This window comes from Inquilinus ginsengisoli, from assembly GCF_050434925.1.
GTDB lineage: Bacteria > Pseudomonadota > Alphaproteobacteria > DSM-16000 > Inquilinaceae > Inquilinus > Inquilinus ginsengisoli_B.
In genome coordinates this window covers 384,965-407,494 of record NZ_JBNDJK010000001.1, presented here as the reverse complement: position 1 = coordinate 407,494, position 22,530 = coordinate 384,965, and the positions used below count along the sequence as shown (strand labels likewise).

Below are 22,530 nucleotides of genomic sequence, written 5' to 3'. Positions count from 1 at the left end.
TCCCATCCTAAACAGTCATGCCCGGGCCTGACCCGGGCATCCAGAGACTGTCGACATATTCTGGATTGCCGGGTCATGCCCGGCAATGGCAATAAAAGAACGATGTCCTCTTCTCTGGAGTATTACTTCTCAGACGACGCGTAAAGTCTCAATACCCTCGCGACCGGTCGACCACATCCTCCATCGGCTCGCCCCGTTCGAAGCGGGCGATCTGTTCGGCCAGGCGCAGCGTCGCGTAGGTCGCGTTGTTGTTGGCGGCGACATGCGGGGTCAGCACCACCTTCGGATGGGTCCAGAACGGGTGGGCGGGCGGCAGCGGCTCGGTCCGGAACACGTCCAGCACCGCGCCGGCGAGATGGCCGGAATCGAGCGCCGCGATCAGATCGGCATCGACCAGTTGATGGCCGCGCCCGGCATTGATCACCCGGGCGCCGCGCGGCAGGGCGGCGAACAGCCGGCGGTCGAGAATGTTCTCGGTCTCCGCCGTCAGCGGCAGCAGGCAGACCAGGATCTCGGATTGCGCCAGGAAGGCGTCGAGCCGGGCCGCGCCGGCAAAGCCCTCGACGCCCTGGACCGCCTTGGGCGTGCGGCTCCAGCCCGCCACCCGGAAGTTCAGCGCCTTCAGCGCTCGCGCCACGGCGCTGCCCAGCGTGCCGAGGCCGAGGATGCCGATTGTGACGTCACGGGCCAGCCGCTGATCGTGCTGCTTCCACACCCCGGCCGCTTGCTGGGCGCGGTAGGTCCGAGCCTGGCGATGGATCGCCAACACCTGCTCGGCCACGAACTCGACCATGCCCTCGGTCAGGCTGAGATCGACCATGCGCACCAGCGGCACGTCGGCCGGCAGGGTCGGGTCACGCAGCATGGCGTCGATGCCGGCGCCGAGCGAATAGATCACCTTGAGGTTGGGCAGCCCCGCCAGCATCCCGGCCGGCGGCTTCCAGACGATGGCGTAGTCGATCTCGGCCGGGTCGCCGATCTCGGGCCAGACCCGGACCTCCAGCGCCGGCATCGCCGCGCGCAGCGCCGGCAGCCACTGGGCGGGATCGTCGGTGGCCGAGGCGAAGACGGCGACGGGCATTTGGCAATTCTCCGGGATCAGCATTCAGAGCGACCGTACGAGATCCCGGCCCGCCATTGCGAGCCCCAAGGGAGGCGCGGGCGTTCCCGCATATAGGCCCTGGATCGCTGCAGCTCATCGTTATAAACACGATAGCATGTTGAAATAAAAATCTAATCACACGATTTATGTAGTACCAAAGAATTCATCTCCGCTGATGACAAGCCGCCGGGGAAGTCCTATCTCACTTCAATGGTCATTGTGCCGGGCGCAGCTCCCCGCCGCCCGGCCCGGCAAAGGGGAAGAGGTCATGCCCGACACCGCCCTGGCGCGGAAGGCCGACGTCGCCGGCCCGATCGTGTTCGACCGGAACGCCGAGGTCTTCGCGCTGATGCGCGATTCCGCCACGGTGTTGGCGCGGCAGGAGCCGATCCTGGCCCCGGTCGTCGAGCGCATCGTGCTCGGCGCCGCTGATTTCAGCGATGCGCTCGCCCGCCTGTTGGCCACCAAGCTGGAATGCGATACCGCCTGCCATGACCGGCTGCTGGCGTTGGCGACCGAGGCGATGCGCGCCGATCCGACGATCGCCGGCCACGCCGTGCTCGACCTCGACGCGATCAAGGACCGCGACCCGGCGGCGCGCAACCATCTGACGCCGTTCCTGTTCTTCAAGGGCTTCCACGCGCTGCAATGGCACCGAGTCGGCCATTGGCTGCTCGGCCAGGGACGCCACGCCCTCGCCAGCTTCTTGCAGAGCCGGGTGTCGGAGAGCCTCGCGGTCGACATCCACCCCGCCGCCCGGATCGGCTGGGGGCTGCTGATCGACCACGGCACCGGCGTCGTCATCGGCGAGACCGCGGTGGTCGGCAACGACGTCTCGATTCTTCACGGCGTCACCCTCGGCGGCACCGGCAAGGAGAGCGGCGATCGTCATCCCAAGGTGCGCGACGGCGTGCTGATCGGCGCCGGCGCCAAGATCCTCGGCAACATCGAGATCGGCGAGGGCGCCAAGATCGGCGCCGGCAGCGTGGTACTGGCCTCCGTGCCGCCGCACCGGACCGCAGTGGGCGTCCCCGCCCGCATCATCGGCTCGTGTTCTGAGCCGCTGCCGGCCCTCACCATGGACCACTCGATCCCGGTTCCCCCCGGCATCGACTTCGTCATCTGACCGCGTCGGGTTAAGCTCCTCCCGCAGGCTGCGGGAGGAGCCGCCATGACCGACAGCTTCGATCTTGATGCCTATCTGCGGCGCATCGGCCATGACCGGCCGGTGGCGCCGGATCTGGCGACCTTGCAGGCGCTGGTGTTCCGCCATGCCTGCACCATCCCGTTCGAGAATCTCGACCCGCTGCTGGGCCGGCCGCCGCTGCTCGACCCCGCTTCGCTGCAGCGCAAGCTAGTGTGGGGCGGCCGCGGCGGCTACTGCTTCGAGCAGAACCTGCTGCTGCGCCTGGCGCTGCTGGCGATCGGTTTCCGGGTGACCGCCCACACCGCCCGCGTGCTGTGGGGCCAGGCGGAAGACCACGTCAGCCCGCGCAGCCACATGCTGCTGCGGGTGGATCTCGATGACGGGCCGCGGATCGTCGATGTCGGCTTCGGCGGCCAGACCCTGACCGGCGTGCTGCGCCTGGAGCCCGGTATCGAGCAGCCGACGCCGCATGAGCCCTTCCGGCTGCTTCCGGTCGACCGCGATCTCAAGCTGCAGGCGAAGACGGGGGAGGAGTGGCGGTCGCTGTACCGCTTCGATTTGCAGGAACAGTGGCCGGTCGATTACGAGACGGCCAACTGGTACCTCGCCACCCATCCCGACTCGCATTTCGTCACCGGCCTGATCGCCGCCCGGCCCCAGCCCGGCAGCCGCCACGCCCTGCGCAACGCCGACTATGCGGTGCATCGGCTGGACGGCGGCACCGAGCGGCGGACCCTCGCCGATGCCGCCGAGGTGAAGGCGGTACTGACCGAGATGTTCGGCCTGGCCCTGCCGGACGGGCTCGACCAGGCCCTCGCGCGGCTGCTTCCGCCGGCTACGCCGCTCCGGTGACCCAGTCGAACAGCAGCTTGACGTTGAGCACGATGATGATCGTCGAGACCAGCCAGGCGGTCCATTTCAGCCAGGCCGGGTTGGCGAAGGCACCCATCTTGGCGCGGTCGCTGGTGAAGGCGACCAGCGGCACCACGGCGAAGGGCAGTTGCAGGCTCAGCACCACCTGGCTCAGCACCAGCAGATGGGCGGTGCCGCTCTCGCCGTACATCGCGGTGACGATCACCGTCGGCACGATGGCGATGCCGCGGGTGATCAACCGCCGCAGCCAGGGCTTCAGCCGGATCGAGAGGAAGCCCTCCATCACGATCTGCCCGGCCAGGGTGGCCGTCAGGGTCGAGTTCTGGCCGGAGGCCAGCAGCGCCACCGCGAACAGGGTGCTGGCGATGCCGATGCCCAGCACCGGCGCCAGCAGCTGGTAGGCGTCCTGGATCTCGGCCACGTCGGTCCGGCCGGTGGTGTGGAAGGCGGCGGCGGCCAGGATCAGGATCGCGGCGTTGATGAACAGGGCGAACATCAGCGCCACGGTCGAATCGACGGTGGCGTAGCGGATCGCCTCGCGCTTGCCGATCTCGGTCCGGTCATAGGCCCGGGTCTGCACGATCGAGGAGTGCAGGTACAGGTTATGCGGCATCACCGTCGCGCCGATGATGCCGATGGCGATGTACAGCATCTCCGGGTTGGTGACGATCTCGGGCGAGGGGATGAAGCCGCGGGCGATCTCGGCGATCGCCGGCTGGGCCAGGATCAGCTCGACCAGGAAGCAGCCGGCGATGATCAGCATCAGGCCGATGATAAAGGCCTCGAGGTGCCGGAAGCCCCGGTTCTGCAGGTACAGCACCACCATGACGTCGAGCGCGGTCAGCACCACGCCCCACAGCAGCGGGATGCCGAACAAGAGCTGCAGCGCGATCGCGGTGCCGATCACCTCGGCCAGGTCGCAGGCGACGATCGCGACCTCGCACAGGAACCACAAGGCCATGGCGACCGGCTTCGGATAATGGTCGCGGCAGGCCTGGGCCAGGTCGCGCCCGGTGACGATACCCAGCTTGGCCGACAGCGCCTGCAGCAGGATCGCCATCACGTTCGACAGCAGGATCACCGACAGCAGCGTATAGCCGAAGGCCGAGCCGCCGGCCAGGTCGGTTGCCCAGTTGCCCGGGTCCATATAGCCGACGGCGACGAGATAGCCCGGGCCGACGAAGGCGAACAGCTTGCGCAGCCAGCCGACGCCGACCGGCACCGCGATGGTGCGATGCACCTCGGGCAGGCTTGGGGCGGACGGGTCCGTGCGCCAGCCGGAGCCGGCGGCACTGCCCTGCTGGGCGATGTCCTGGGCTGCGATATCGCTTCTCATCATGCGTGCTCGTTTCTCTCCGCTGCCGCGCAGCGGGCGAAGGTCGTCTGCCGATTCGATCTCCCTCGTCCTGTATAATGTAGCCATGGCTACATTCTTGGCAAGCGTCATCACCTTGTCATTTTCCGATCTGCCGGTATGATGCGCCGCAACCGCGCCGGCCTGTGGACCGCGGCACCGCGGTCCAGACTCATCAATGGGGCCAGGAGGCATCCGGCTCCGAAGGACTGACGAGATGACGGAACAGGATCGCCCGACCGACACCGGGCTGCAGGCCGCGGGATTCAGCCGGGTGCGCCAGGCCCGGCAGACCGAGACGGCCGAAGACTATGTCGAGATGATCGCCGAGCTGATCGACAGCCAGGGCGAAGCGCGGATCGTCGAGCTGGCGGAGCGATTCGGCGTGGCCCATGCCACGGTGAACAAGACCGTTGCCCGGCTGCAGCGAGAAGGGCTGGTCAGCGCCCGGCCCTACCGCTCGATCTTCCTGACCGATGCCGGCCGCGAGATGGCCGATTCCTGCCGTCGGCGCCACCGCATCGTGGTCGAATTCCTGAAGTCGATCGGGGTCAGCGACGAGGCGGCGGAGATCGATGCCGAGGGCATCGAGCACCATGTCAGCGCGGAGACCCTGGCCGCCTTCGAGCGTCTGGTGGTGCTGAAGAGCTGATGGCTGCGGTCAGGCCGCCGGCACGGTCGCTGACGGGGCGGTTCCGGCCGCCGCGGCCTTCACCGCATCGATGAAGGCGCGCAGGGCCGGGGCCATCTGGCGCTGCTGCGGATAGCACAGGAACAGCCCGGGGAAGGTCGCGGACCAGCGCTCCAGCATCGGCACCAGCCGGCCCGCGGCAACGTCGCCGGCCACGGTCTGCTCGACCGGGAAGGCGATGCCGATGCCCTGCAGCGCCGCGCGCCGCGCCATCTCCTTGTCGTTGACGATCAGGGGGCCGTCGACCGCGACCGAGAACCAGCCGCCATCGTCGAAGAACTCCCAGGCGTAGGGCGTGGCTCGCCCGGGCCAGCGCCAGCGGATGCAGCGATGCTGCACCAGGTCGCGCGGGTGCTCCGGCCGGCCATGGGCGGCCAGATAGGCGGGGGACGCCACCGCGACCTGGCGCATCGCCGGGCCCAGGCGGACCGCGACCATGTCCCGCTCGATCACCTCGCCGATGCGGATCGCGGCATCGAAGCCGCCGCCGACGATATTGGTCACCTCGTCGTCGAGGGTGATGTCGAGCACGACGTCCGGATAGGATTCGGCGAAGGCGGCCAGGATCGGCTGGATGAAGGCCTCCGCCGCCGAGCGGAAAGCGTGGATCCGCACCGTGCCCGCCGGGCGCTCGCGATAGCGCCGCACCTGGCCGATCGCCTGGCTCAGCTCCGACACCGCCGGCCGCACCCGGCGCAGCAGGTTCTCGCCGGCATCGGTCAGCGCCACGCTGCGCGTGGTCCGGTTCAACAGCCGCACGCCGACGCGCTCCTCGAAGCCGCGCACCATCTGGCTCAGGGCCGAGGGCGAGACGCCCAGCATCTCTGCCGCCCGGCTGAAGCTCAGCAGATCGCCGACGGCGACGAAGGCCCGCAGCTGGTTGTAGTCGCTGCCCGACAAAAGAGAATCCATGAGCCACTGAACTGCTTTTAAGGTCAGCTTACAAGCTCTGTCAGAAGGGCACGCATTCTGAAGGTGGGTGGCGGGGCCTATCTCGAGGTCGCACAAGGGAGACCTCTCATGAAGACCTGGTTCATCACCGGCATTTCGCGCGGCCTTGGCCTTGCGCTGGCCAAGGCGGCGCTGGCGGATGGCGACACCGTCATCGGCACTGTCAGAAGCGGCAGACCCGACCTGCCGGCCGGGGCGGGGACGCTGCATGTCCTCACCCTCGACCTCGCCGACGGCGCCGCGGCGGAGGCGGCCGTCGAACGGGCCTTTGCCCTGGCGGGCCGCGTCGACGTGATCGTCAACAATGCGGGCTACGGCCTGCTCGGCGCCGTCGAGAAGGCCGGCGACGCCGACGTGGCCCGGCTGTTCGATGTCGACGTGTTCTCGCCGTTCCGCATCATCCGGGCGGCGCTGCCGCATCTGCGGGCCCAGGGCTCCGGTCACATCGTCAACATCACCTCGATCGCGGGCCGGGCGCCCGGCCCCGGCTCCAGCCTGTACGCGGCGGCGAAGCATGCGCTGGAGGGGTTGAGCGTGGGCTTGGCGCAGGAGGTCGCGCCCCTCGGCATCAAGGTCACCGCGGTGGCGCCGGGCGCCTTCCGGACCGACTTCCTGTCGACGCATTCGATCCGCAAGAGCGAGGCGGAGGACGCCGCCTATGCGGCCAGCGTCGGGCGCAGCGCGGCCGCGTTCGACAGCATGGCCGGGAAGCAGCTCGGCGATCCCGACCGGGCCGCGCGGGCCATCCTCGCGGCCGTCCGCGCGGACGACCCGCCGCTCCACCTGCTGCTGGGAAGCGACGCCCTGCAGCGCGCCCAGACCAAGCTCGACGCGCTGATCGAGGAGATGAATCGCTGGGAGGACGTGACCCGCAGCACCGATTTCCTGGCGGCCAACCCGGCCTGAGATCCGGGGGCGGGAGGAAGGCGGCCGTCAGGCCGCCTTCTTCGCCTCGATATACTCCGCCGATTGCATCTCCATCAGCCGGCTCTCGGTGCGAGCGAATTCCAGCGCCTGGCTGTCGCCGGCATAGAGCTGGGTGACCGGCACCTCGGCCGCGATCACCACCCGGCGGCGGGCCTCGTACAGGCTGTCGATCAGGACGATGAAGCGCTTCATCTCGTGGCGCTTGGCCTCGGTGAAGCGCGGCACGCCCTCGATGATCACCGTGTGGAAGGCGTCGGCCAGGGTCAGGTAGTCGGCGGCGCCGAGCGGCCGGGCGCACAGCGCGTCGAAGTCGCACCAGGCCACGCCCCGGGCGGCGCGCGGCACCTCCAGCGTGCGGGCGCCGGGGACGGGCAGGATGACGGGGGCGCCCTCGGCGCCGTCGGTCAGGTCGGCGAACAGGTCGGCCAGCGCCTTGTGCGCCATGCCGCCCAGCGGCGAATGGTAGACCGGGCGGCCGCGCAGCCGGTCCAGCCGATAGTCCCGGCCGCCATCCAGCTGCACCACCTCCAGCTTCTTCTTGATCATGGCGATGAAGGGCAGGAAGCGGTCGCGTTGCAGCCCGTCCTTGTACAGCTCGTCCGGCGGCCAGTTCGAGGTCGCGACCACGATCACGCCCAGGCCGAACAGCGCCTGGAACAGCCGGCCCAGGATCATGGCATCGGCGATGTCGACGACATGGAACTCGTCGAAGCACAGCAGCCAGGCTTCGGCGGCGATGCGGCGGGCCAGCGGCGGGATGGGATCGGCGTTGTCGCCTTCGGATGCGGCGCCGGACTGGCGCCACTCATGGATGCGCTGATGCACCTCGAGCATGAAGGCGTTGAAATGCACCCGGCGCTTCTTCGGCACCGGCGTGGTGTCGAAGAACAGGTCCATCAGCATGGACTTGCCGCGCCCGACGCCGCCCCAGAAATACAGGCCGCGCGGTGGGTCGACCGCCGGCTTCTTCTTGCCGAAGCCGAGGCGGGACAGCAGGCCGTTGCTCTCCGGCTCGGGCGGGGTGTAGCTGCGCAGCTGCCGGTGCAGCCGCTGCAGCTTCTCGACCGCCGCGGCCTGGGCGGGGTCGGGCCGCAAGGCGCCGTCGGCGATCCGGCGGCGGTAGAGGGCAAGCGGCTCGTCGTCTTGCGCTGCAACATCGGGCATGGCGACGGTGCTTACCGCAAGCCCCGGCGAAATGCCAGACAAGGCGGCGCATCCCTGGGCTGAACCGGCGGCGCGTCAGGCCGACGCTACGGCGGGAACCGGTCTGGGTTGCGGAGCGGCAAGACCCGAAGGCGCGTACGCCGCGGATCGACCGTCAGCAAAGCACCTCGATACAGCTCGCCGGCCATCTGGCTCAAGGCGTCGATGACGGGTTTGCCGATCGCACCCGGGCTGATGTCGTCGGCGCGAATCTGCACCACACTGGGCTTGTCGCCATGCGTGGCCGCCAGGATCGCACTGAAATCGAGATCATGGGTCAACACGACATAGTCATTGGCGCGGGCGAAGATAGTCATTGGCGCGGGCGAAGGCCATGATGACAGCGTCCGGCGCATTGGCCGGACCGAGAGTCGACCAATGCGCTGCCTTCATACCGGCGTTGGTCAGCAGATCAACCCAGCGCGGCGACAAGTTCATGTCGACCAGGATCTTCATGCGCTGGTCAGCAGCACTTCCCGCTCTTCGGCCAGCCACGCGGCATAGCGCAGCGCCTGCATCACGTCCTCACGATCCAGATAGGGATAGTCGGCGAGGACGTCGTCGATGCTGTGACCGGCGCCGATCTGGCTGACGATCATGCCGACCGTGACCCGCATTCCGCAAATGCACGCCCGCCCGCCCATCACTTCGGGCTGTTGGGTAATGCGGTCCAACTGTCCCACGAGGCTCTCCGTTCCGACACAGACCGAAGTTAACATGGTGCGTCGATAGCGGCGAGGGAACCCGCGCCGGCGCGTCAGGCCGCGCGCAGGTCCAGCTGCACCCGGCGCTCGATCAGAGTGAAGCCGGCGCGTTCATAGACCCGGCAGGCCGCCGGGTTGAGGTCGTTGGTGGCCAGCAGCGCCATGGTCACGTCCTCGGCCCGCAGCGCCGCCAGCAGGCCGGCCAGAATACGCCCGGCCAAGCCTTCGCCGCGGCGGGCAGGGTCGACCAGGAAGTTGCCGATCATCGCCCGGCTGCCGGCGCGGGCGAGGACGCCGCCGGCAGCGACCGGGCGGCCATCCTCGACGATGGCAACGAAGGGCAGGTGCAGCATCCAGACGGAGAACACCGTCGTCGGGTAATGCACGGCGTAGAAGCGGCGCAGCGGCTCCCGCTCGGCCTGCCCCATCCGCCGGCAGGCGGGATCGGGCTCGAAAAGGCCGGCGAGCGGCCGGGCGTAGAAGCGCAGCCCGTCCTCCAGCGCCAGCCGATCGCCGCAGGCCTGGCGCAGCCGCTCGGCCTGGTCGTGCGTCAGATGCAGCTCCAGCGGCCGCGGATCAGCCGTCAGCGACAGCAGGGCGGCGTCGCCAACGGCACCGACCGGCGTATAGGCGGTCAGCTCGTCGAAATCGATGCCCAGGACGGCGCCCTCCGGCTCCAGCCGCACCGACCGGCTGCGGTCGCCCGCGGCCGCGGCGTCGAGCGCCGCGTCCCAGTAAAGCGCGAACACCGGGTGGCCGGCCACCAGGGCGCCAACCTGCGCCCGCTCCGTGCGGGACAGGCCGGCGACCGGGCGGAAGCCGGTCACACCACCCGGATGTTCTTGAACTGCCAGGGGTCCTCGGGGTCGATGTCCTCGGGGAACAGCTGGCCGCGGCCCTGCAGCGGGTTCCAGTCGGTGAAGGCGCCGGCCAGCTCGCCGAGATAGGGCGCCGCCACCTGCAGCACCCGCTCGTGGTCCATCTCCTCGGGCTCGACCAGCCCGCGGTCCGGATTCTCGATCGCCCAGACCAGCCCGCCCAGCACCGCCGCCGTCACCTGCAGGCTGGTGGCGTTGTTGTGCGGCGCCAGCTCGCGAGCCTCGCCGATGGTCAGGCGCGAGCCGTACCAATAGGCGCCCTTGGCGTGGCCGGCCAGCATCACGCCGAGCTCGTCCATGCCCTCGATGATCTCGTCCATCATCAGCCGCTTGCTCGGCTGCAGCTCGTAGTTGCGGCCGGCGAATTCATGCACCGACAGCACCGCGTCGTCCGACGGGTGGTAGGCATAGTGCACGGTCGGCCGGTACTCCGGCTGCGCGCCCGACCCGACGGTCAGGTAGTCGGCCAGCGAGATCGCCTCGTTGTGGGTGATCAGGAAGCCGTGGATCGGCCCGGCCAGCGGCGTCCAGGTCCGCACCCGGGTCGCGGCGCCAGGGCGGGCCAGCCAGATCGCGGCCTGCGACCCGGCGGCGTGTCGGTTGCCGTCGGCCGGGAAGTGGCGCTCATGGCTGCCCCAGCCCAGCTCGGCCGGCTGGCAGCCCTCGCCGACGAAGCCGTCGATCGACCAGGTGTTGACGAACTCGCCCGGCTTCTTCGGGAAGCGGGCGACCTGGGTGTCGCGCTCGGCGATATGGATGACTTTCACGCCTAGCGTCTTGGCCAGGCCGGCCCAGCCGGCGCGGTCGGCCGGCACCGGCGGCTCGAAGCCGGTCGCGGACGCGATGTTCAGCAACGCGCGCTTGACGAAATGCGAGACCAGGCCGGGATTGGCGCCATGGGTCAGCACCGCCGTCGGGGCGCCCGGGTTGCGGCCGAGCGCCAGCGCCGCCTCGCGCAGCGCGTAGTTCGACCGGTCGGCCGGGCCGAGATTCGGGTCGGTGTAGCCGCCGAGCCAGGGCTCGACGCAGGTGTCGATGTAGAGCGCCCCGCGCTCCCGCGCCAGCTCGATCAACGCCACCGAGGAGACGTCGACCGAAAGGTTGACCAGGGCATCGCCCGGGCCGAGGAGCGGTTCGAGAAGTGTCCGATAATTGCCGCGTGTCACCGGTTCATGGATGAAGCGGACGCCGTAGAGTTCCGCCTCCTTCTGGCCTCTCGTCTCCGCCGTCACGATGGTGACGCGGTCGGAGGTCAGGGTCAGGTGCCGCAGCAGCAGCGGCAGCACGCCCTGGCCGATCGAGCCGAAACCGACCATGAGGATGCGGCCGGTGAAGGGTGTGCGCGCGGGTTTCGCCATTTAGAAGGACACTCCTCGAGTGTGTTGCGTGCAGGATCGCTCCGTCAGGTGGGCAGACCGTGGGTTAACTGGGCGGTTGATATGAAAAAAGCGCCGGGGTCACCAGCGCTTTTTTGTGACGTTTTACTGCGGTTGGACGCAGGTCAGCCGGCGCGTTCCAGCATCAGCTTCTTGATCTCGCCGATCGCCTTGGCGGGATTGAGGCCCTTCGGGCAGGTCTTGGTGCAGTTCATGATGGTGTGGCAGCGGTAGAGGCGGAACGGGTCCTCCAGCGCGTCCAGTCGCTCGCCGGTCATCTCGTCCCGGCTGTCGGCGATCCAGCGATAGGCCTGCAGCAGCACCGCCGGGCCGAGATACTTGTCGCCGTTCCACCAGTAGCTGGGACAGCTGGTGGTGCAGCAGAAGCACAGGATGCACTCGTAGAGCCCGTCCAGCTTCTCGCGCTCCTCCGGGCTCTGCCGGCGCTCGCGGTCGGGCGGCGGCGGGCTCTCGGTCCGCAGCCAGGGCTTGATCGACGCGTATTGCGCGTAGATGTGGGTCAGCTCCGGCACCAGGTCCTTCACCACCGGCATGTGCGGCAGCGGATAGATCTTGACGTCGCCCTGGACCTCCTCGATCGGCTTGAGGCAGGCCAGCGTGTTGGTGCCGTCGATGTTCATCGCGCAGGACCCGCAGATGCCCTCGCGGCAGGAGCGCCGGAAGGTCAGGGTCGAGTCGATGTCGTTCTTGATGTGGATGATCGCGTCCAGCACCATCGGCCCGCAGCGCGCCAGGTCGATCTCATAGGTGTCGAGCCGCGGATTCTCGTCGGTGTCCGGGTTCCAGCGGTAGATCTTGAAGGTCCGCGGCTTCTTGATCTCGCCGGAGACGCGGATGGTCTTGCCGGGCTGGACCTTGGAATTGCGGGGCAGGGTGAATTCGGCCATGTCGTCCTCAGTACACCCGCGCCTTGGGCGGGAAGCTCTGGACTTCGTTGGTCATCGGCTGGAGATGGACCGGGCGGTAGTCGATGCGGGTCTTGCCGGCCTCGTCGATCCAGACGACGCTGTGCTTCATCCAGTTGACGTCGTCGCGGTCCGGGAAGTCCTCGCGGGCATGGGCTCCGCGGCTCTCCTCGCGGTTGACGCCGGAGCGGATGGTGGTCACGGCGTTGATCATCAGATTCTCGAGCTCCAGCGTCTCCACCAGGTCCGAGTTCCAGATCAGCGACTTGTCGTCGACGCCCAGGCCCGTCTGCTTGTCCCAGGTGACGTCCATCTTCTCGCAGCCCTCGGCCAGGGTCTGGCCGGTGCGGAACACGGCGGCGTCGTTCTGCATCGTCCGCTGCATCTCCAGCCGCAGGTCGGCAGTGCGGACCTCCTGCTTGCCATGGCGCACGCGGTCCAGCCGGTTCAGTGCGAACTGGCCGGCATCGGCCGGCACCGGCTTGTGTGTCTGGCCGGGCTTGATCAACTCGGCGCAGCGGATGGCGGCGGCGCGGCCGAACACCACGAGGTCGAGCAGCGAGTTCGAGCCCAGCCGGTTGGCGCCGTGCACCGAGACGCAGGCGGCCTCGCCGATCGCCATCAGCCCCGGCACCACGCGGTTCGGGTCGGCGGCGGTCGGGTTGACCACCTCGCAATGCACGTTGGTCGGCACGCCGCCCATGTTGTAGTGCACCGTCGGCAGGACCGGGATCGGCTCCTTGGTCACGTCGACGCCGGCGAAGATCTTGGCGCTCTCGGCGATGCCGGGCAGGCGGTGGTGGATGATGTCGGCGTCGAGATGCTCGACATGCAGGTGGATGTGGTCCTTGTTCGGGCCGACGCCGCGGCCCTCGCGGATCTCGATCGTCATCGACCGGCTGACCACGTCGCGCGAGGCCAGGTCCTTGGCCGAGGGGGCATAGCGCTCCATGAAGCGCTCGCCCTCGCTGTTGGTCAGGTACCCGCCCTCGCCGCGCACGCCCTCGGTGATCAGGCAGCCGGCGCCGTAGATGCCGGTCGGGTGGAACTGCACGAACTCCATGTCCTGCAGCGGCAGCCCGGCCCGCGCCGCCATGGCGCCGCCGTCGCCGGTGCAGGTATGGGCCGAGGTGCAGGAGAAGTAGGCGCGGCCGTAGCCGCCGGTCGCCAGCACCGTCTGGTGGCCGAAGAAGCGGTGGATCGTGCCGTCGTCCAGGTTCCAGGCGACGACGCCGCGGCAGGCGCCTTCCTCGTCCATGATCAGGTCGATGGCGAAGTACTCGACGAAGAACTCCGCCTCGTGCTTCAGCGCCTGCTGGTACAGGGTGTGCAGCATGGCGTGGCCGGTGCGGTCGGCCGCGGCGCAGGTGCGGTAGGCGCGGCCCTTGCCGTATTCGGTGGTCATGCCGCCGAAGGCGCGCTGGTAGATCTTGCCCTCCTCCGTGCGGCTGAAGGGCATGCCGTAATGCTCGAGCTCGATGATCGCCGGGATCGCCTCGCGGCACATGTACTCGATCGCGTCCTGGTCGCCGAGCCAGTCGGAGCCCTTGACGGTGTCGTACATGTGCCAGCGCCAGTCATCCGGCCCCATGTTGCCGAGCGCGGCGGAGACGCCGCCCTGGGCCGCGACGGTGTGGCTGCGGGTCGGGAAGACCTTGGTGATGCAGGCGGTCTTCAGCCCCTTCTCGGCCATGCCGAAGGTGGCGCGCAGGCCGGCGCCGCCGCCGCCCACCACGACCACGTCGTAGAAATGATCGATGAAGGTATAGGACGCTGGCATGGGGTTACCCCGAGATGGCGATCTTGAGGACGGAGACGGTCATCGCCGCCCCCAGGAGCACGGCCAGGCCCTTGGTCGCCAGGTCGGCGATCAGCTTGGTGTGGTGGCCGTGGACGTAGTCCTCATAGACTTCGGTCAGGCCATTGGCGGCGTGGTGCAGGCCGATGGCGATGAACAGGATGAACAGGGCGGCGTTGAGCGGATGGCCAAGCCACGCCTTGATCTCCGGCAGCGGCGAGCCGAGATGGGCGATCACCGCGATCACGAACCAGATGGTCAGCGGGATCAGCGCCAGCGCGGTGACGCGCAGGCCGCGCCAATGGGCAAAGCCGGACTTGGCGGAGCCGAGGCCGCGGGCATGGGCCAGCGGGTTGCGCAGGGAAACGGGCTTGGTCGTCATCACCACACCACCAGGCCGATGATCCAGGCCAGCACGGTCAGCACCGCGGTGGCGATCAGCACGGCGTAGCCGGTCTTGTGCATGGTCGGCAGGTCGTAGCCCCAGCCGGCGTCCCAGGCCAGGTGCCGGATGCCAGCGCAGAGGTGGTAGAACAGCGCCGCCGTCCAGCCGAACAGCATCAGGAGGCCGAGCCAGGAACCGATGAACCACTGCGCCGCCTCGAAGGCCTCGGGGCCGGCGGCCGCCGCGATCACCCACCAGGCCAGCAGCAGGGTGCCGATGGCCAGGGCGATGCCGGTGCCGCGATGGAAGATCGAAAGCGCGCTCGACATCTGCGGACGGTAGATCTGCAGATGGGGCGAAAGTGGCCTCGGCCGTTTCTGAGGAACTGCCTCGGAGGCGGACATGCGGATTTACTCCGATGCGCAATGGGCATCAGGCGCGGGCGCGGCCTGTCGCGATCGAGCCTGAACGGGTCGGGGAGTGACTTACGCGCCGCACTGCAGCAAGTCAACGAACAGGCCAATAGTTTCAAGCAGATGCGAGCCATTCGCAACTGGACTCCCATGGGCCGCAACCGCTACGCGCCGCTGCGTTCGGCGATGGCGCGGTGCATCGCCACCACCCGCTCCGCATCGCTGACATGCAGCGCCTCGACCAGCCGGCCGTCGACGATGGTGACGCCCTGGCCGGCCGCCAGGGCCGCGGCATGGGCGGCGATCACCCGCAGCGCGGTCTCCACCGCCTCCGTGCTCGGGGCGAAGGCGGCGTTGGCAGCGGCGAGGGTCTTCGGGTGGATCAGCGACTTGCCGTCGAAGCCCAGCGCCGCGCCCTGGCGGCACGACTCGGCGAAGCCGGCCTGGTCCTCGAGGTCGAGATGGACGCCATCGATCACCGCCAGGCCGTGGGCGCGGCCGGCCAGCAGGCACAGGCCGAGCGCGGTCAGCAGCGGCTGTCGCCCCGGCTCATGCGCCGCCCGCAGATCCTTGGCCAGGTCCGAGGTGCCGAGGATCAGCCCGGCCAGGCGGCCCCCGGCTTGGCGCGGCGAGGACCCGGCGATGGCGGCGGCGTTGAGCACGCCGAGCGGCGTCTCGATCATGCACCACAGCATCAGGTCCTTCGGTGCGCCGGCTGCGGTCAGGGCGGCCTCGGCCGCCTTCACCGTCTCCGGCCGCTCGACCTTGGACAGCACGACGCCGTCGGCGCCGCTGCCGGCCAGCGCGGCCAGATCGTCGGCGCCCCAGGGCGTGTCGGCGGCGTTGGCGCGGACCAGCACCTCGCGCGGCGCCCAGCCGCCGGCCCGGACGGCGGCCACCACCCGCTCGCGCGCCGCCACCTTGGCGTCCGGTGCGACCGCGTCCTCCAGGTCCAGGATCAGCCCGTCGGCGTCCAGCGTGCGCGCCTTGTCCAGCGCGCGCGGGTTGGAGCCGGGGACGTAGAGCAGCGAGCGGCGGGGGCGGATGGTCATCGGTGCACCTCTCTGCTCTCTACCTGTCATTGCCGGGCTTGACCCGGCAATCCAGAAGATGTCGACAGCCTCTGGATGCCCGGGTCAAGCTCGGGCATGACAGCTTAAAATCGAGCAGGACGTGATGGAGGCGCACCCTAGCGCCTGTTCGCTTCGTCACGGTCGAAACGAAAACCGGGCGGCAAGGACCGCCGTAGCCTGCGCAGTTGTTCCAGCGCCTGCTGCCGGTCGCGGTTTCTTTCGACCAGGACAGCGCGGTCGGCGGCGATGCGAATCTCGATCTCGTCGCCTTCCTTCAGATTAAGCGCTTCAACCACAGCCGCAGGCAGTCGCACCGCCAGGCTGTGACCCCACTTCGCCACGCGCATGATCTCTCCATGACGCACAGTGTCATCGTATATCACGCGTGACGAGAATGGGTCATTCGTCGGCCTTTCCAACAGCGTGAATCGTGCCCGTGACCGCGGTCACAGTCGATTCACGGAAGGCGGCGTAGACATGATCTCGGGCCTCGAGCCCGAGGATAAGGTCATGATGCTCCGCACCATCATCTGGGTTTACGGCGTACTCGTTCTCATCGGCTTCTACATGGGCTCGACGCCTATCTGAGCCGCCGCGATACGGACGATACAATTGGGCCGTCGCGCCGACATCCCACCGATACACTCGGCGCGTAGTCTTCCCTGCATCGGATGCCGCTGGCGGCGGCGCGAGGGAGGGGGCTATGGTGCTGCGGACGGTGCTCTGGGGTTACGGCGTGATGGTCCTGCTGGGCCTCTATTCGGGCGCCGTGCCGGTCTGATCCGGTTCAGGCAGATCCCGCCTTGCCGCGATCGAGATAGTAGCGCAGCAGCGCGATCGAGCTGTCGTCGTCCCATTCGGCGGCGCCCTCCTGGCGGCCGACCACGGTGCCGTCGCGGTCGATCAGCAGCGTCGTCGGCAGGCCGCGGGCGCCGAATGACGCCGGGGACCGGCCGCCGGGGTCGAGATAGGCCGCCAGCGCGCCGATCTTGTTGGTGGCGAAGAAGGGCTGCACCTTGGCCAGCCCCTCGCGGTCGATCGACAGCGCCAGCACGGTGAAGTCGGCGCCGCCCAGCCTGGCCTGCAGCCGGTCCAGCGCCGGCATCTCCTTGACGCAGGGGGCGCACCAGGTCGCCCACAGATTGACCAGCACCACCTTGCCCCTGAAGTCGGCGAGATGAAGGGTGTTGCCCGCGGCGTCGGAGAAGGTAATCTCCGGTGCCGGCTCAGGCCGGTCGGCCAGGACGAAGCTGGCGACGGTGCCGCCCAAGGGCGGCCGGCCCTCCGGGGGCCGCAGCGTCCACCAGGCCGCGCCCGCCGCCAGCAGCGCCAGGCCGGCCACGCCAGCGGCGATCATTGCTCTCTTCCTCATCCGGTCCGCACCCCATGTCCGATCCGACCCAGCCTGCCACCCCCGTCGTGCCCGATAAAGGCACCAATCCGATGTGGGGCGGCCGCTTTGCCGCCGGGCCGGCCGCGATCATGGAGCGGATCAACGCCTCGATCGGCTTCGACCGCAAGCTCTGGGCCCAGGACATCGCCGGGTCGCGCGCACATGTCGCAATGCTCGCCGCGCAAGGCATCGTGTCCGCCGTGGACGCCGCCGCGATCGACCGCGGGCTTGAGCAGATCGCCGGCGAGATCGCCGACGGCCGCTTCGAGTTCAAGACCTCGCTCGAGGACATTCATTTCAATGTGGAGTCGCGGCTGACCGAGATCATCGGCCCGGCCGCCGGGCGGCTGCACACGGCGCGCAGCCGCAACGACCAGGTGGCGACCGATTTCCGCCTCTGGGTCCGCGATGCCTTCGACCGGCTGGAGCAGGGGCTGCAGGCGCTGCAGGCGGCGCTGATCGGCCAGGCCGAGCGGCACGCCGACACCATCCTGCCGGGCTTCACCCATCTACAGGTGGCGCAGCCGGTCACCTTCGGCCATCACCTGCTGGCCTATGTCGAGATGCTGGGCCGCGACCGCAGCCGCGTCGCCGACGCCCGCGCCCGGGCCAATGAATCCCCGCTCGGCGCCGCCGCCCTGGCCGGCACGCCCTACCCGATCGACCGGCACATGACGGCGCAGGCGCTGGGCTTCGACCGGCCGACCGCCAATTCGCTCGACAGCGTCTCCGACCGCGACTTCGCGCTCGACTACCTCGCCACCGCCGGCATCTGCGCCATGCACCTGTCGCGGCTGGCGGAGGAGATCGTGCTCTGGTCGACGCCGCAATTCCGCTTCGTCCGCCTGTCCGACGGCTTCTCCACCGGGTCGTCGATCATGCCGCAGAAGCGCAACCCGGATGCGGCGGAGCTGGTGCGCGGCAAGACCGGCCGGGTGTTCGGCAGCCTTGGCGCCCTGCTGACCGTGATGAAGGGCCTGCCCCTGACCTACCAGAAGGACATGCAGGAGGATAAGGAGCCGGTCTTCGACGCCGACGACACGCTGATGCTGTGCCTCGCCGCGATGACCGGCATGGTCGAGAGCTGGACCGTCAACGCCGAGGCGATGCGCCGGGCCACCGAGGCCGGCTTCCCGACCGCGACCGACCTGGCCGACTGGCTGGTGCGGCAGCTCGGCGTGCCGTTCCGCGACGCCCACCACATCACCGGGCACCTGGTGAAGCGGGCGGAGGACAAGGGCTGCCGCCTGTCCGACCTGCCGCTCGCCGAGATGCAGGCGGTCCATGCCGGCATCACCGACGCCGTCTACGCCGTGCTGACCGCCGAGGCCTCGGTCGCCAGCCGGAAGAGCTATGGCGGCACCGCGCCCGACCGTGTTCGCGAGGCCGTCCAAGCCGCAAAGGAGCGTTTCCTGTGATCCTGCGAATCCTGCTCGCCGTCACTCTCGCCTTCGGGCTTGTCGCCTGCGGCAAGAAGGCGGCCTCGGTCAGCGCCCCCGACAGCAAGACCTCCGCCTATCCACGAGGCTACCCCAGCACATGACCGCCTTCGCCTATAAGAACGGCGCCCTCTTCGCCGAGGACGTCGATCTCGCCGCCGTGGCCGCTGAGGTCGGCACGCCGGCCTATGTCTATTCGACCGCGGCGCTGGTGGCGAATTACCGCGCCTATGTCGACGCGCTGGCCGGCCTGCCGATCGCGGTCTGCTTCGCCGCCAAGGCCAATTCCAACCTCGCCGTGCTGCGCACCCTGGTGCAGCAGGGCGCCGGCATCGACGTGGTCTCGACCGGCGAGATGAAGCGGGCCCTGGCCGCCGGCTGCCCGGCCGACCGCATCGTCTTCTCCGGCGTCGGCAAGACCGCGGAGGATCTGGAGGCGGCGCTGCTGGCCGGCATCCACCAGATCAACGTGGAATCGCTGCAGGAGCTGGAGCTGCTGTCGCAGGTCGCGGTGCGGCTGCGGCGCGACGCGGTCGTCGCCTTCCGGGTGAACCCCGATGTCGACGCCAAGACCCACACCAAGATCTCCACGGGCCGCAAGGGCGACAAGTTCGGCATCGAGCTCGAGGATGCGGCCGAGGCCTATCAGCGGGCGCGGGCCCTGCCGGGCGTCCGCCCGGTCGGCATCGCCGCCCATATCGGCAGCCAGCTGCTCGACCTGTCGCCCTATCGCGACGCCTATCGCCGCCTGGCCGAGCTGGTGCGCGACCTGCGCGCCGCCGGCCATGTGGTCGATCGGCTCGATCTCGGCGGCGGCATCGGCATCTCCTACAGGGGCGACCCGGCGCCGGCGCTGGCCGACTATGCCCGCATCGTGCGCGAGACGGTGGGCGACCTGGGCTGCCATCTGATGTGCGAGCCGGGTCGGTCGATCTGCGGCGATGCCGGCGTCCTATTGTCGCGGGTGATCTTCATCAAGCCCGGCCGGACGCGGAACTTCGTCATCCTCGACGCGGCGATGAACGACCTGATCCGGCCGGCGATGTACGAGGCCTGGCACGGCATCGTGCCGCTGCGCCAGCCGGCGGAGGGCGCGGCCGAGGCCGAGTTCGACGTGGTCGGCCCGGTCTGCGAGAGCAGCGACACCTTCGCCAAGGCGCGGTCCCTGCCGCCCCTGGCCGCGGGCGACCTCGTCGCCTTCACCGGCGCCGGGGCCTATGGCGCGGTGATGGCGTCGACCTACAACACCCGGCCGCTGGTGCCGGAGGCGCTGGTCGACAAAGATCGGTTTGCACTCGTCAGAAAACGGCCCACATTTGAAGAGATGGTCGCCGGGGAGAGCCTGCCGCCCTGGCTTGACTGACGAAGGCGTAGGAGGAGAGGTGGCCCGCAGCCCGACCGAGGCCCCCAGGTCGATGGAGCCGGCCGAGCCGCGCGTCAAGATCGCGCTGGCGTGGCTGGCTGCGGCCTGGGAGGCGGCATGGCGCGCCGCCTGGCCCGTGGCCACCGTGCTCGGCGCCTTCCTCGTCCTCGCCGGCTTCGACCTGCTGCCTGACCTGCCGGGCTGGCTGCACGCCCTGATCCTGGTCGCCTTCGCCGCGGCGCTGGTCGTCGCCAGCCGGCCGCTGTGGCGGCTGCGCCTGCCCGACGGGCTGGCGGCGCGCCGCCGGCTGGAGCGCGACAGCGGCATCGAGCACCGGCCGCTGACCGCCCTGCACGACACCCAAGCCACCGGCACCTCCGACCCGCTCAGCCGCGTGCTGTGGCAGTGCCACCTGGCCCAGCGCGCCGCCCAGCTGCGCCTGCTCAAGCCCCGCTTGCCGCGGCCGCGCAACGCCGAGGCCGACCGCTTCGCCCTGCGCGGCCTGGTGGTGATCGGGCTGATCCTGGCCGTGGTCGCCGCCGGCGACGACTGGCGCGGGCGGCTCGGCCGGGCGTTCTCGCCCGGTCTGTTCGGCGCCACCGCCGCCACGGCGCCGCGGCTCGACCTGTTCGTCACCCCGCCCTCCTACACCGGCCGGCCGCCGATCTACCTCACCGCCGGGCAGGTGGCCGTGCCCGGGGCGGGCCAGCTGGCGCCGGGGCCGATCGAGATCCCGGTCGGCAGCGCCCTGGTCGGCCGGGTCGCCGGCGGCGACGAGGCCCCGACCCTCAGCCTTGCCGGCAGCGACACCGCCTTCACCCCGATCGAGGGCGGCAATTACGAGCTGCAAGCCAAGGTCACCGGCGGCGACCGGCTGTCGGTCAGCCAGGACGGCACGGTGCTGGGCGACTGGCCGGTGAAGGTGGTGCCCGATGCGCCGCCGACCGTCGCCTTCACCGACAAGCCGAAGCCGACCGAGCGCCAGGCGCTGCGGCTCGACGCCACCGCCGGCGACGATTACGGCATCGCCACCCTGACCGCGACCGTCACTCTGGCCCCGGGCGCGCCTGCCGTGCTGGACCAGACGCCGATGACCATTCCGCTCTCGGTGCCGGGCCGCTGGCCGCGCGAGGTCAAGACCACCTCCTACCAGGACCTGACGCCGCATGCCTGGGCCGGGCAGGCGGCCGACATCGTGCTGACCGCCACCGACGCGGCGGGTCAGAGCACCAAGACGGCGCCGGAGCGGGTGACGCTGCCGGAGCGCGAGTTCCACCACCCCGTCGCTCGCGCCATCATCGAGCAGCGCCGGATCCTGACCCTGCAGCCGGACCAGTCGGAGAGCGTGGCCGAGACGCTGGACATGCTGTCGCAGCGGCCGGACCGCTATTATGACGACCGGGTGGTGTTCCTGGCGCTGCGCACCGCCGCCCGGCGGCTGTTCTTCGCCGAGGACCCGAAGCCGCATGTCGCGCCGCTGCGCGACCTCTTGTGGGACACCGCGCTCCGGATCGAGGACGGCGACATGTCGCTGGCCGAGCGGTCGCTGCGCGAGGCGCAGCAGCGCCTGGCCGATGCGCTGGAGCGCAACGCCAGCGACGAGGAGATCAAGCAGCTCACCGACGAGCTGCGGCGGGCGATGGACCGCTACCTGCAGGCGATGGCCGAGCAGATGCGGGACAAGATGCAGCGCGGCGAGCTCAAGGAGATGCCGCTGCCGCCGGACGCCCAGATCATGGACCGGAAGCAGTTCCAGGACATGATCGACCGGATGCAGCAGCTGTCCGAATCCGGCGCCAAGGACCAGGCGCGGGAGCTGCTGTCCCAGATGCAGAACATGATGGAAAACCTGCAGATGGGGCAGATGAGCCAGCAGCAGGCCGAGGCGCAGCAGCGCGCCATGAACCTGCTGAAGGACCTGCAGAAGCTGACCAATGCGCAGCGCCAGCTGCTCGACCAGACCTTCCGTCAGCAGCAGGCCCAGGAGGGCGGCGAGGAGGGCGACCCGTCGCAGCCGCAGCAAGGCACGCCGGAGCAGAACGCCCAGACCCAGGAAGCGCTGCGCCGGGCGCTGGGCGAGCTGATGCGCGAGCTCGGCGACATGAGCGGCGACATCCCGATGCCGCTCGGCCGGGCCGAGCGGGCGATGAAGCAGGCGGGCGAGGCCCTGGCCCAGGGCGACCCCGGCGGCGCCGTGCCGTCGCAGACCGAGGCGCTGGACCAGCTGCAGCAGGGGCTGCAAGGCATGGCGCAGCAGATGATGGAGGCCATGGGCGCCCAGCCGGGCATGGTCGGCCGGGCTCAGAACGGGCAGATGTTCGAGAACCAGGATCCGCTGGGCCGGCCGATGACCAACAGCGGCGGCACCACCGACGGCGATGTCGGCCTGCCGACCAAGTTCGACACCGAGCGCGCCCGCGCCATTCTCGACGAGTTGCGGCAGCGGCTGAACGACCGCTCGCGCCCGCCGCCGGAACGGGATTATATCGAAAGGCTGCTGCGCCAATTCTGAGCGCGGCCATTTCCGCCAGGAC

General features: G+C 69.5%; 24 protein-coding genes. 8 read left to right on the top strand and 16 right to left on the bottom strand.

The annotated features are described in order from the left end of the window. Window positions 1–148: 148 nt before the first annotated feature. Complete coding sequence (locus QFZ27_RS02020; RefSeq protein ID WP_429224413.1) at window positions 149–1,081, bottom strand: 2-hydroxyacid dehydrogenase; 933 nt, start codon at window positions 1,079–1,081, stop codon at window positions 149–151. Between the two features lie 289 nt (window positions 1,082–1,370). Here QFZ27_RS02020 and cysE point away from each other — a divergent pair, with 289 nt between their 5' ends. Beyond that, window positions 1,371–2,228 carry a serine O-acetyltransferase gene (gene cysE, locus QFZ27_RS02015; protein ID WP_429224412.1) on the top strand — a complete coding sequence of 286 codons (858 nt, stop codon included), beginning with the start codon at window positions 1,371–1,373 and terminating at the stop codon, window positions 2,226–2,228. 45 nt (window positions 2,229–2,273) lie between these two features. Beyond that, entirely contained in the window at window positions 2,274–3,101 is an 828-nt protein-coding gene (locus QFZ27_RS02010) for an arylamine N-acetyltransferase family protein (protein WP_429224411.1), read from the top strand. Here the strand turns inward: QFZ27_RS02010 and QFZ27_RS02005 are convergent. Next, entirely contained in the window at window positions 3,085–4,461 is a 1,377-nt protein-coding gene (locus QFZ27_RS02005; protein WP_429224410.1) for an Nramp family divalent metal transporter, read from the bottom strand. The genes QFZ27_RS02010 and QFZ27_RS02005 overlap by 17 nt on opposite strands. A 232-nt stretch (window positions 4,462–4,693) precedes the next feature. Here QFZ27_RS02005 and mntR point away from each other — a divergent pair, with 232 nt between their 5' ends. Next, complete coding sequence (gene mntR / locus QFZ27_RS02000; RefSeq protein WP_429224409.1) at window positions 4,694–5,128, top strand: manganese-binding transcriptional regulator MntR; 435 nt, start codon at window positions 4,694–4,696, stop codon at window positions 5,126–5,128. Window positions 5,129–5,137: 9 nt separating this feature from the next. Here mntR and QFZ27_RS01995 read toward each other — a convergent pair whose 3' ends face one another. Then, window positions 5,138–6,079 (bottom strand): LysR family transcriptional regulator, encoded by a 942-nt coding sequence (locus tag QFZ27_RS01995; RefSeq protein WP_429224408.1) that lies wholly within the window; start codon window positions 6,077–6,079, stop codon window positions 5,138–5,140. Between the two features lie 108 nt (window positions 6,080–6,187). Between QFZ27_RS01995 and QFZ27_RS01990 the strand changes: the two genes are divergently transcribed. Continuing rightward, window positions 6,188–7,024, top strand: coding sequence for an oxidoreductase (locus tag QFZ27_RS01990; protein ID WP_429224407.1), 837 nt, complete (start codon window positions 6,188–6,190; stop codon window positions 7,022–7,024). Window positions 7,025–7,051: 27 nt separating this feature from the next. On the opposite strand, the gene zapE is transcribed toward QFZ27_RS01990, so the two are convergent. From zapE to QFZ27_RS01925, 13 genes are all read right to left on the bottom strand, one after another. Next, window positions 7,052–8,209: a cell division protein ZapE gene (gene zapE / locus QFZ27_RS01985; RefSeq protein ID WP_429224406.1), complete on the bottom strand. Its 1,158-nt coding sequence runs from the start codon at window positions 8,207–8,209 to the stop codon at window positions 7,052–7,054. Between the two features lie 86 nt (window positions 8,210–8,295). After that, a complete protein-coding gene (locus tag QFZ27_RS01980; RefSeq protein WP_429224405.1) occupies window positions 8,296–8,565 on the bottom strand; it encodes a DUF5615 family PIN-like protein in 270 nt (89 codons plus the stop codon). Then, entirely contained in the window at window positions 8,540–8,704 is a 165-nt protein-coding gene (locus tag QFZ27_RS01975; RefSeq protein WP_429224404.1) for a DUF5615 family PIN-like protein, read from the bottom strand. The genes QFZ27_RS01980 and QFZ27_RS01975 overlap by 26 nt, the downstream gene beginning before the upstream one ends. Then, a complete protein-coding gene (locus QFZ27_RS01970) occupies window positions 8,701–8,931 on the bottom strand; it encodes a DUF433 domain-containing protein (RefSeq protein ID WP_429224403.1) in 231 nt (76 codons plus the stop codon). The genes QFZ27_RS01975 and QFZ27_RS01970 overlap by 4 nt, the downstream gene beginning before the upstream one ends. Before the next feature lie 74 nt (window positions 8,932–9,005). Next, entirely contained in the window at window positions 9,006–9,779 is a 774-nt protein-coding gene (locus tag QFZ27_RS01965; protein WP_429224402.1) for a GNAT family N-acetyltransferase, read from the bottom strand. Then, window positions 9,776–11,188, bottom strand: a complete 1,413-nt coding sequence (locus QFZ27_RS01960; protein ID WP_429224401.1) for a homospermidine synthase — start codon at window positions 11,186–11,188, stop codon at window positions 9,776–9,778. Before QFZ27_RS01960 ends, QFZ27_RS01965 begins: the two co-directional genes overlap by 4 nt. A gap of 143 nt (window positions 11,189–11,331) precedes the next feature. Then, on the bottom strand, window positions 11,332–12,114 hold the full coding sequence (locus QFZ27_RS01955; RefSeq protein ID WP_429224400.1) for a succinate dehydrogenase iron-sulfur subunit: 783 nt from the start codon (window positions 12,112–12,114) through the stop codon (window positions 11,332–11,334). A 7-nt stretch (window positions 12,115–12,121) separates the two neighbouring features. Continuing rightward, window positions 12,122–13,912 carry a succinate dehydrogenase flavoprotein subunit gene (gene sdhA / locus QFZ27_RS01950; protein ID WP_429224399.1) on the bottom strand — a complete coding sequence of 597 codons (1,791 nt, stop codon included), beginning with the start codon at window positions 13,910–13,912 and terminating at the stop codon, window positions 12,122–12,124. A gap of 4 nt (window positions 13,913–13,916) precedes the next feature. Beyond that, complete coding sequence (gene sdhD, locus QFZ27_RS01945; protein WP_429224398.1) at window positions 13,917–14,312, bottom strand: succinate dehydrogenase, hydrophobic membrane anchor protein; 396 nt, start codon at window positions 14,310–14,312, stop codon at window positions 13,917–13,919. Further along, complete coding sequence (sdhC, locus tag QFZ27_RS01940; protein ID WP_429224397.1) at window positions 14,312–14,644, bottom strand: succinate dehydrogenase, cytochrome b556 subunit; 333 nt, start codon at window positions 14,642–14,644, stop codon at window positions 14,312–14,314. The genes sdhD and sdhC overlap by 1 nt, the downstream gene beginning before the upstream one ends. Window positions 14,645–14,892: 248 nt before the next feature. Further along, the gene (locus QFZ27_RS01935) at window positions 14,893–15,780 is read right to left on the bottom strand and encodes an HpcH/HpaI aldolase/citrate lyase family protein (RefSeq protein WP_429224396.1); all 888 of its coding nucleotides are present in this window, start codon (window positions 15,778–15,780) and stop codon (window positions 14,893–14,895) included. A 137-nt stretch (window positions 15,781–15,917) separates the two neighbouring features. Beyond that, window positions 15,918–16,148, bottom strand: coding sequence for an AbrB/MazE/SpoVT family DNA-binding domain-containing protein (locus QFZ27_RS01930; protein WP_429224395.1), 231 nt, complete (start codon window positions 16,146–16,148; stop codon window positions 15,918–15,920). A gap of 440 nt (window positions 16,149–16,588) precedes the next feature. After that, window positions 16,589–17,158: a TlpA family protein disulfide reductase gene (locus QFZ27_RS01925; protein WP_429224394.1), complete on the bottom strand. Its 570-nt coding sequence runs from the start codon at window positions 17,156–17,158 to the stop codon at window positions 16,589–16,591. Between the two features lie 29 nt (window positions 17,159–17,187). Here QFZ27_RS01925 and argH point away from each other — a divergent pair, with 29 nt between their 5' ends. The 4 genes from argH to QFZ27_RS01905 are packed head-to-tail and all read left to right on the top strand — an operon-like array spanning window position 17,188 to window position 22,508. Beyond that, a complete protein-coding gene (gene argH, locus QFZ27_RS01920) occupies window positions 17,188–18,612 on the top strand; it encodes an argininosuccinate lyase (protein WP_429224393.1) in 1,425 nt (474 codons plus the stop codon). Then, window positions 18,609–18,737, top strand: a complete 129-nt coding sequence (locus QFZ27_RS01915) for a hypothetical protein (protein WP_429224392.1) — start codon at window positions 18,609–18,611, stop codon at window positions 18,735–18,737. The genes argH and QFZ27_RS01915 overlap by 4 nt, the downstream gene beginning before the upstream one ends. Continuing rightward, complete coding sequence (gene lysA, locus QFZ27_RS01910; protein WP_429224391.1) at window positions 18,734–19,996, top strand: diaminopimelate decarboxylase; 1,263 nt, start codon at window positions 18,734–18,736, stop codon at window positions 19,994–19,996. Before QFZ27_RS01915 ends, lysA begins: the two co-directional genes overlap by 4 nt. A 19-nt stretch (window positions 19,997–20,015) precedes the next feature. Then, window positions 20,016–22,508 (top strand): TIGR02302 family protein, encoded by a 2,493-nt coding sequence (locus QFZ27_RS01905; RefSeq protein ID WP_429224390.1) that lies wholly within the window; start codon window positions 20,016–20,018, stop codon window positions 22,506–22,508. Window positions 22,509–22,530: the final 22 nt, after the last annotated feature.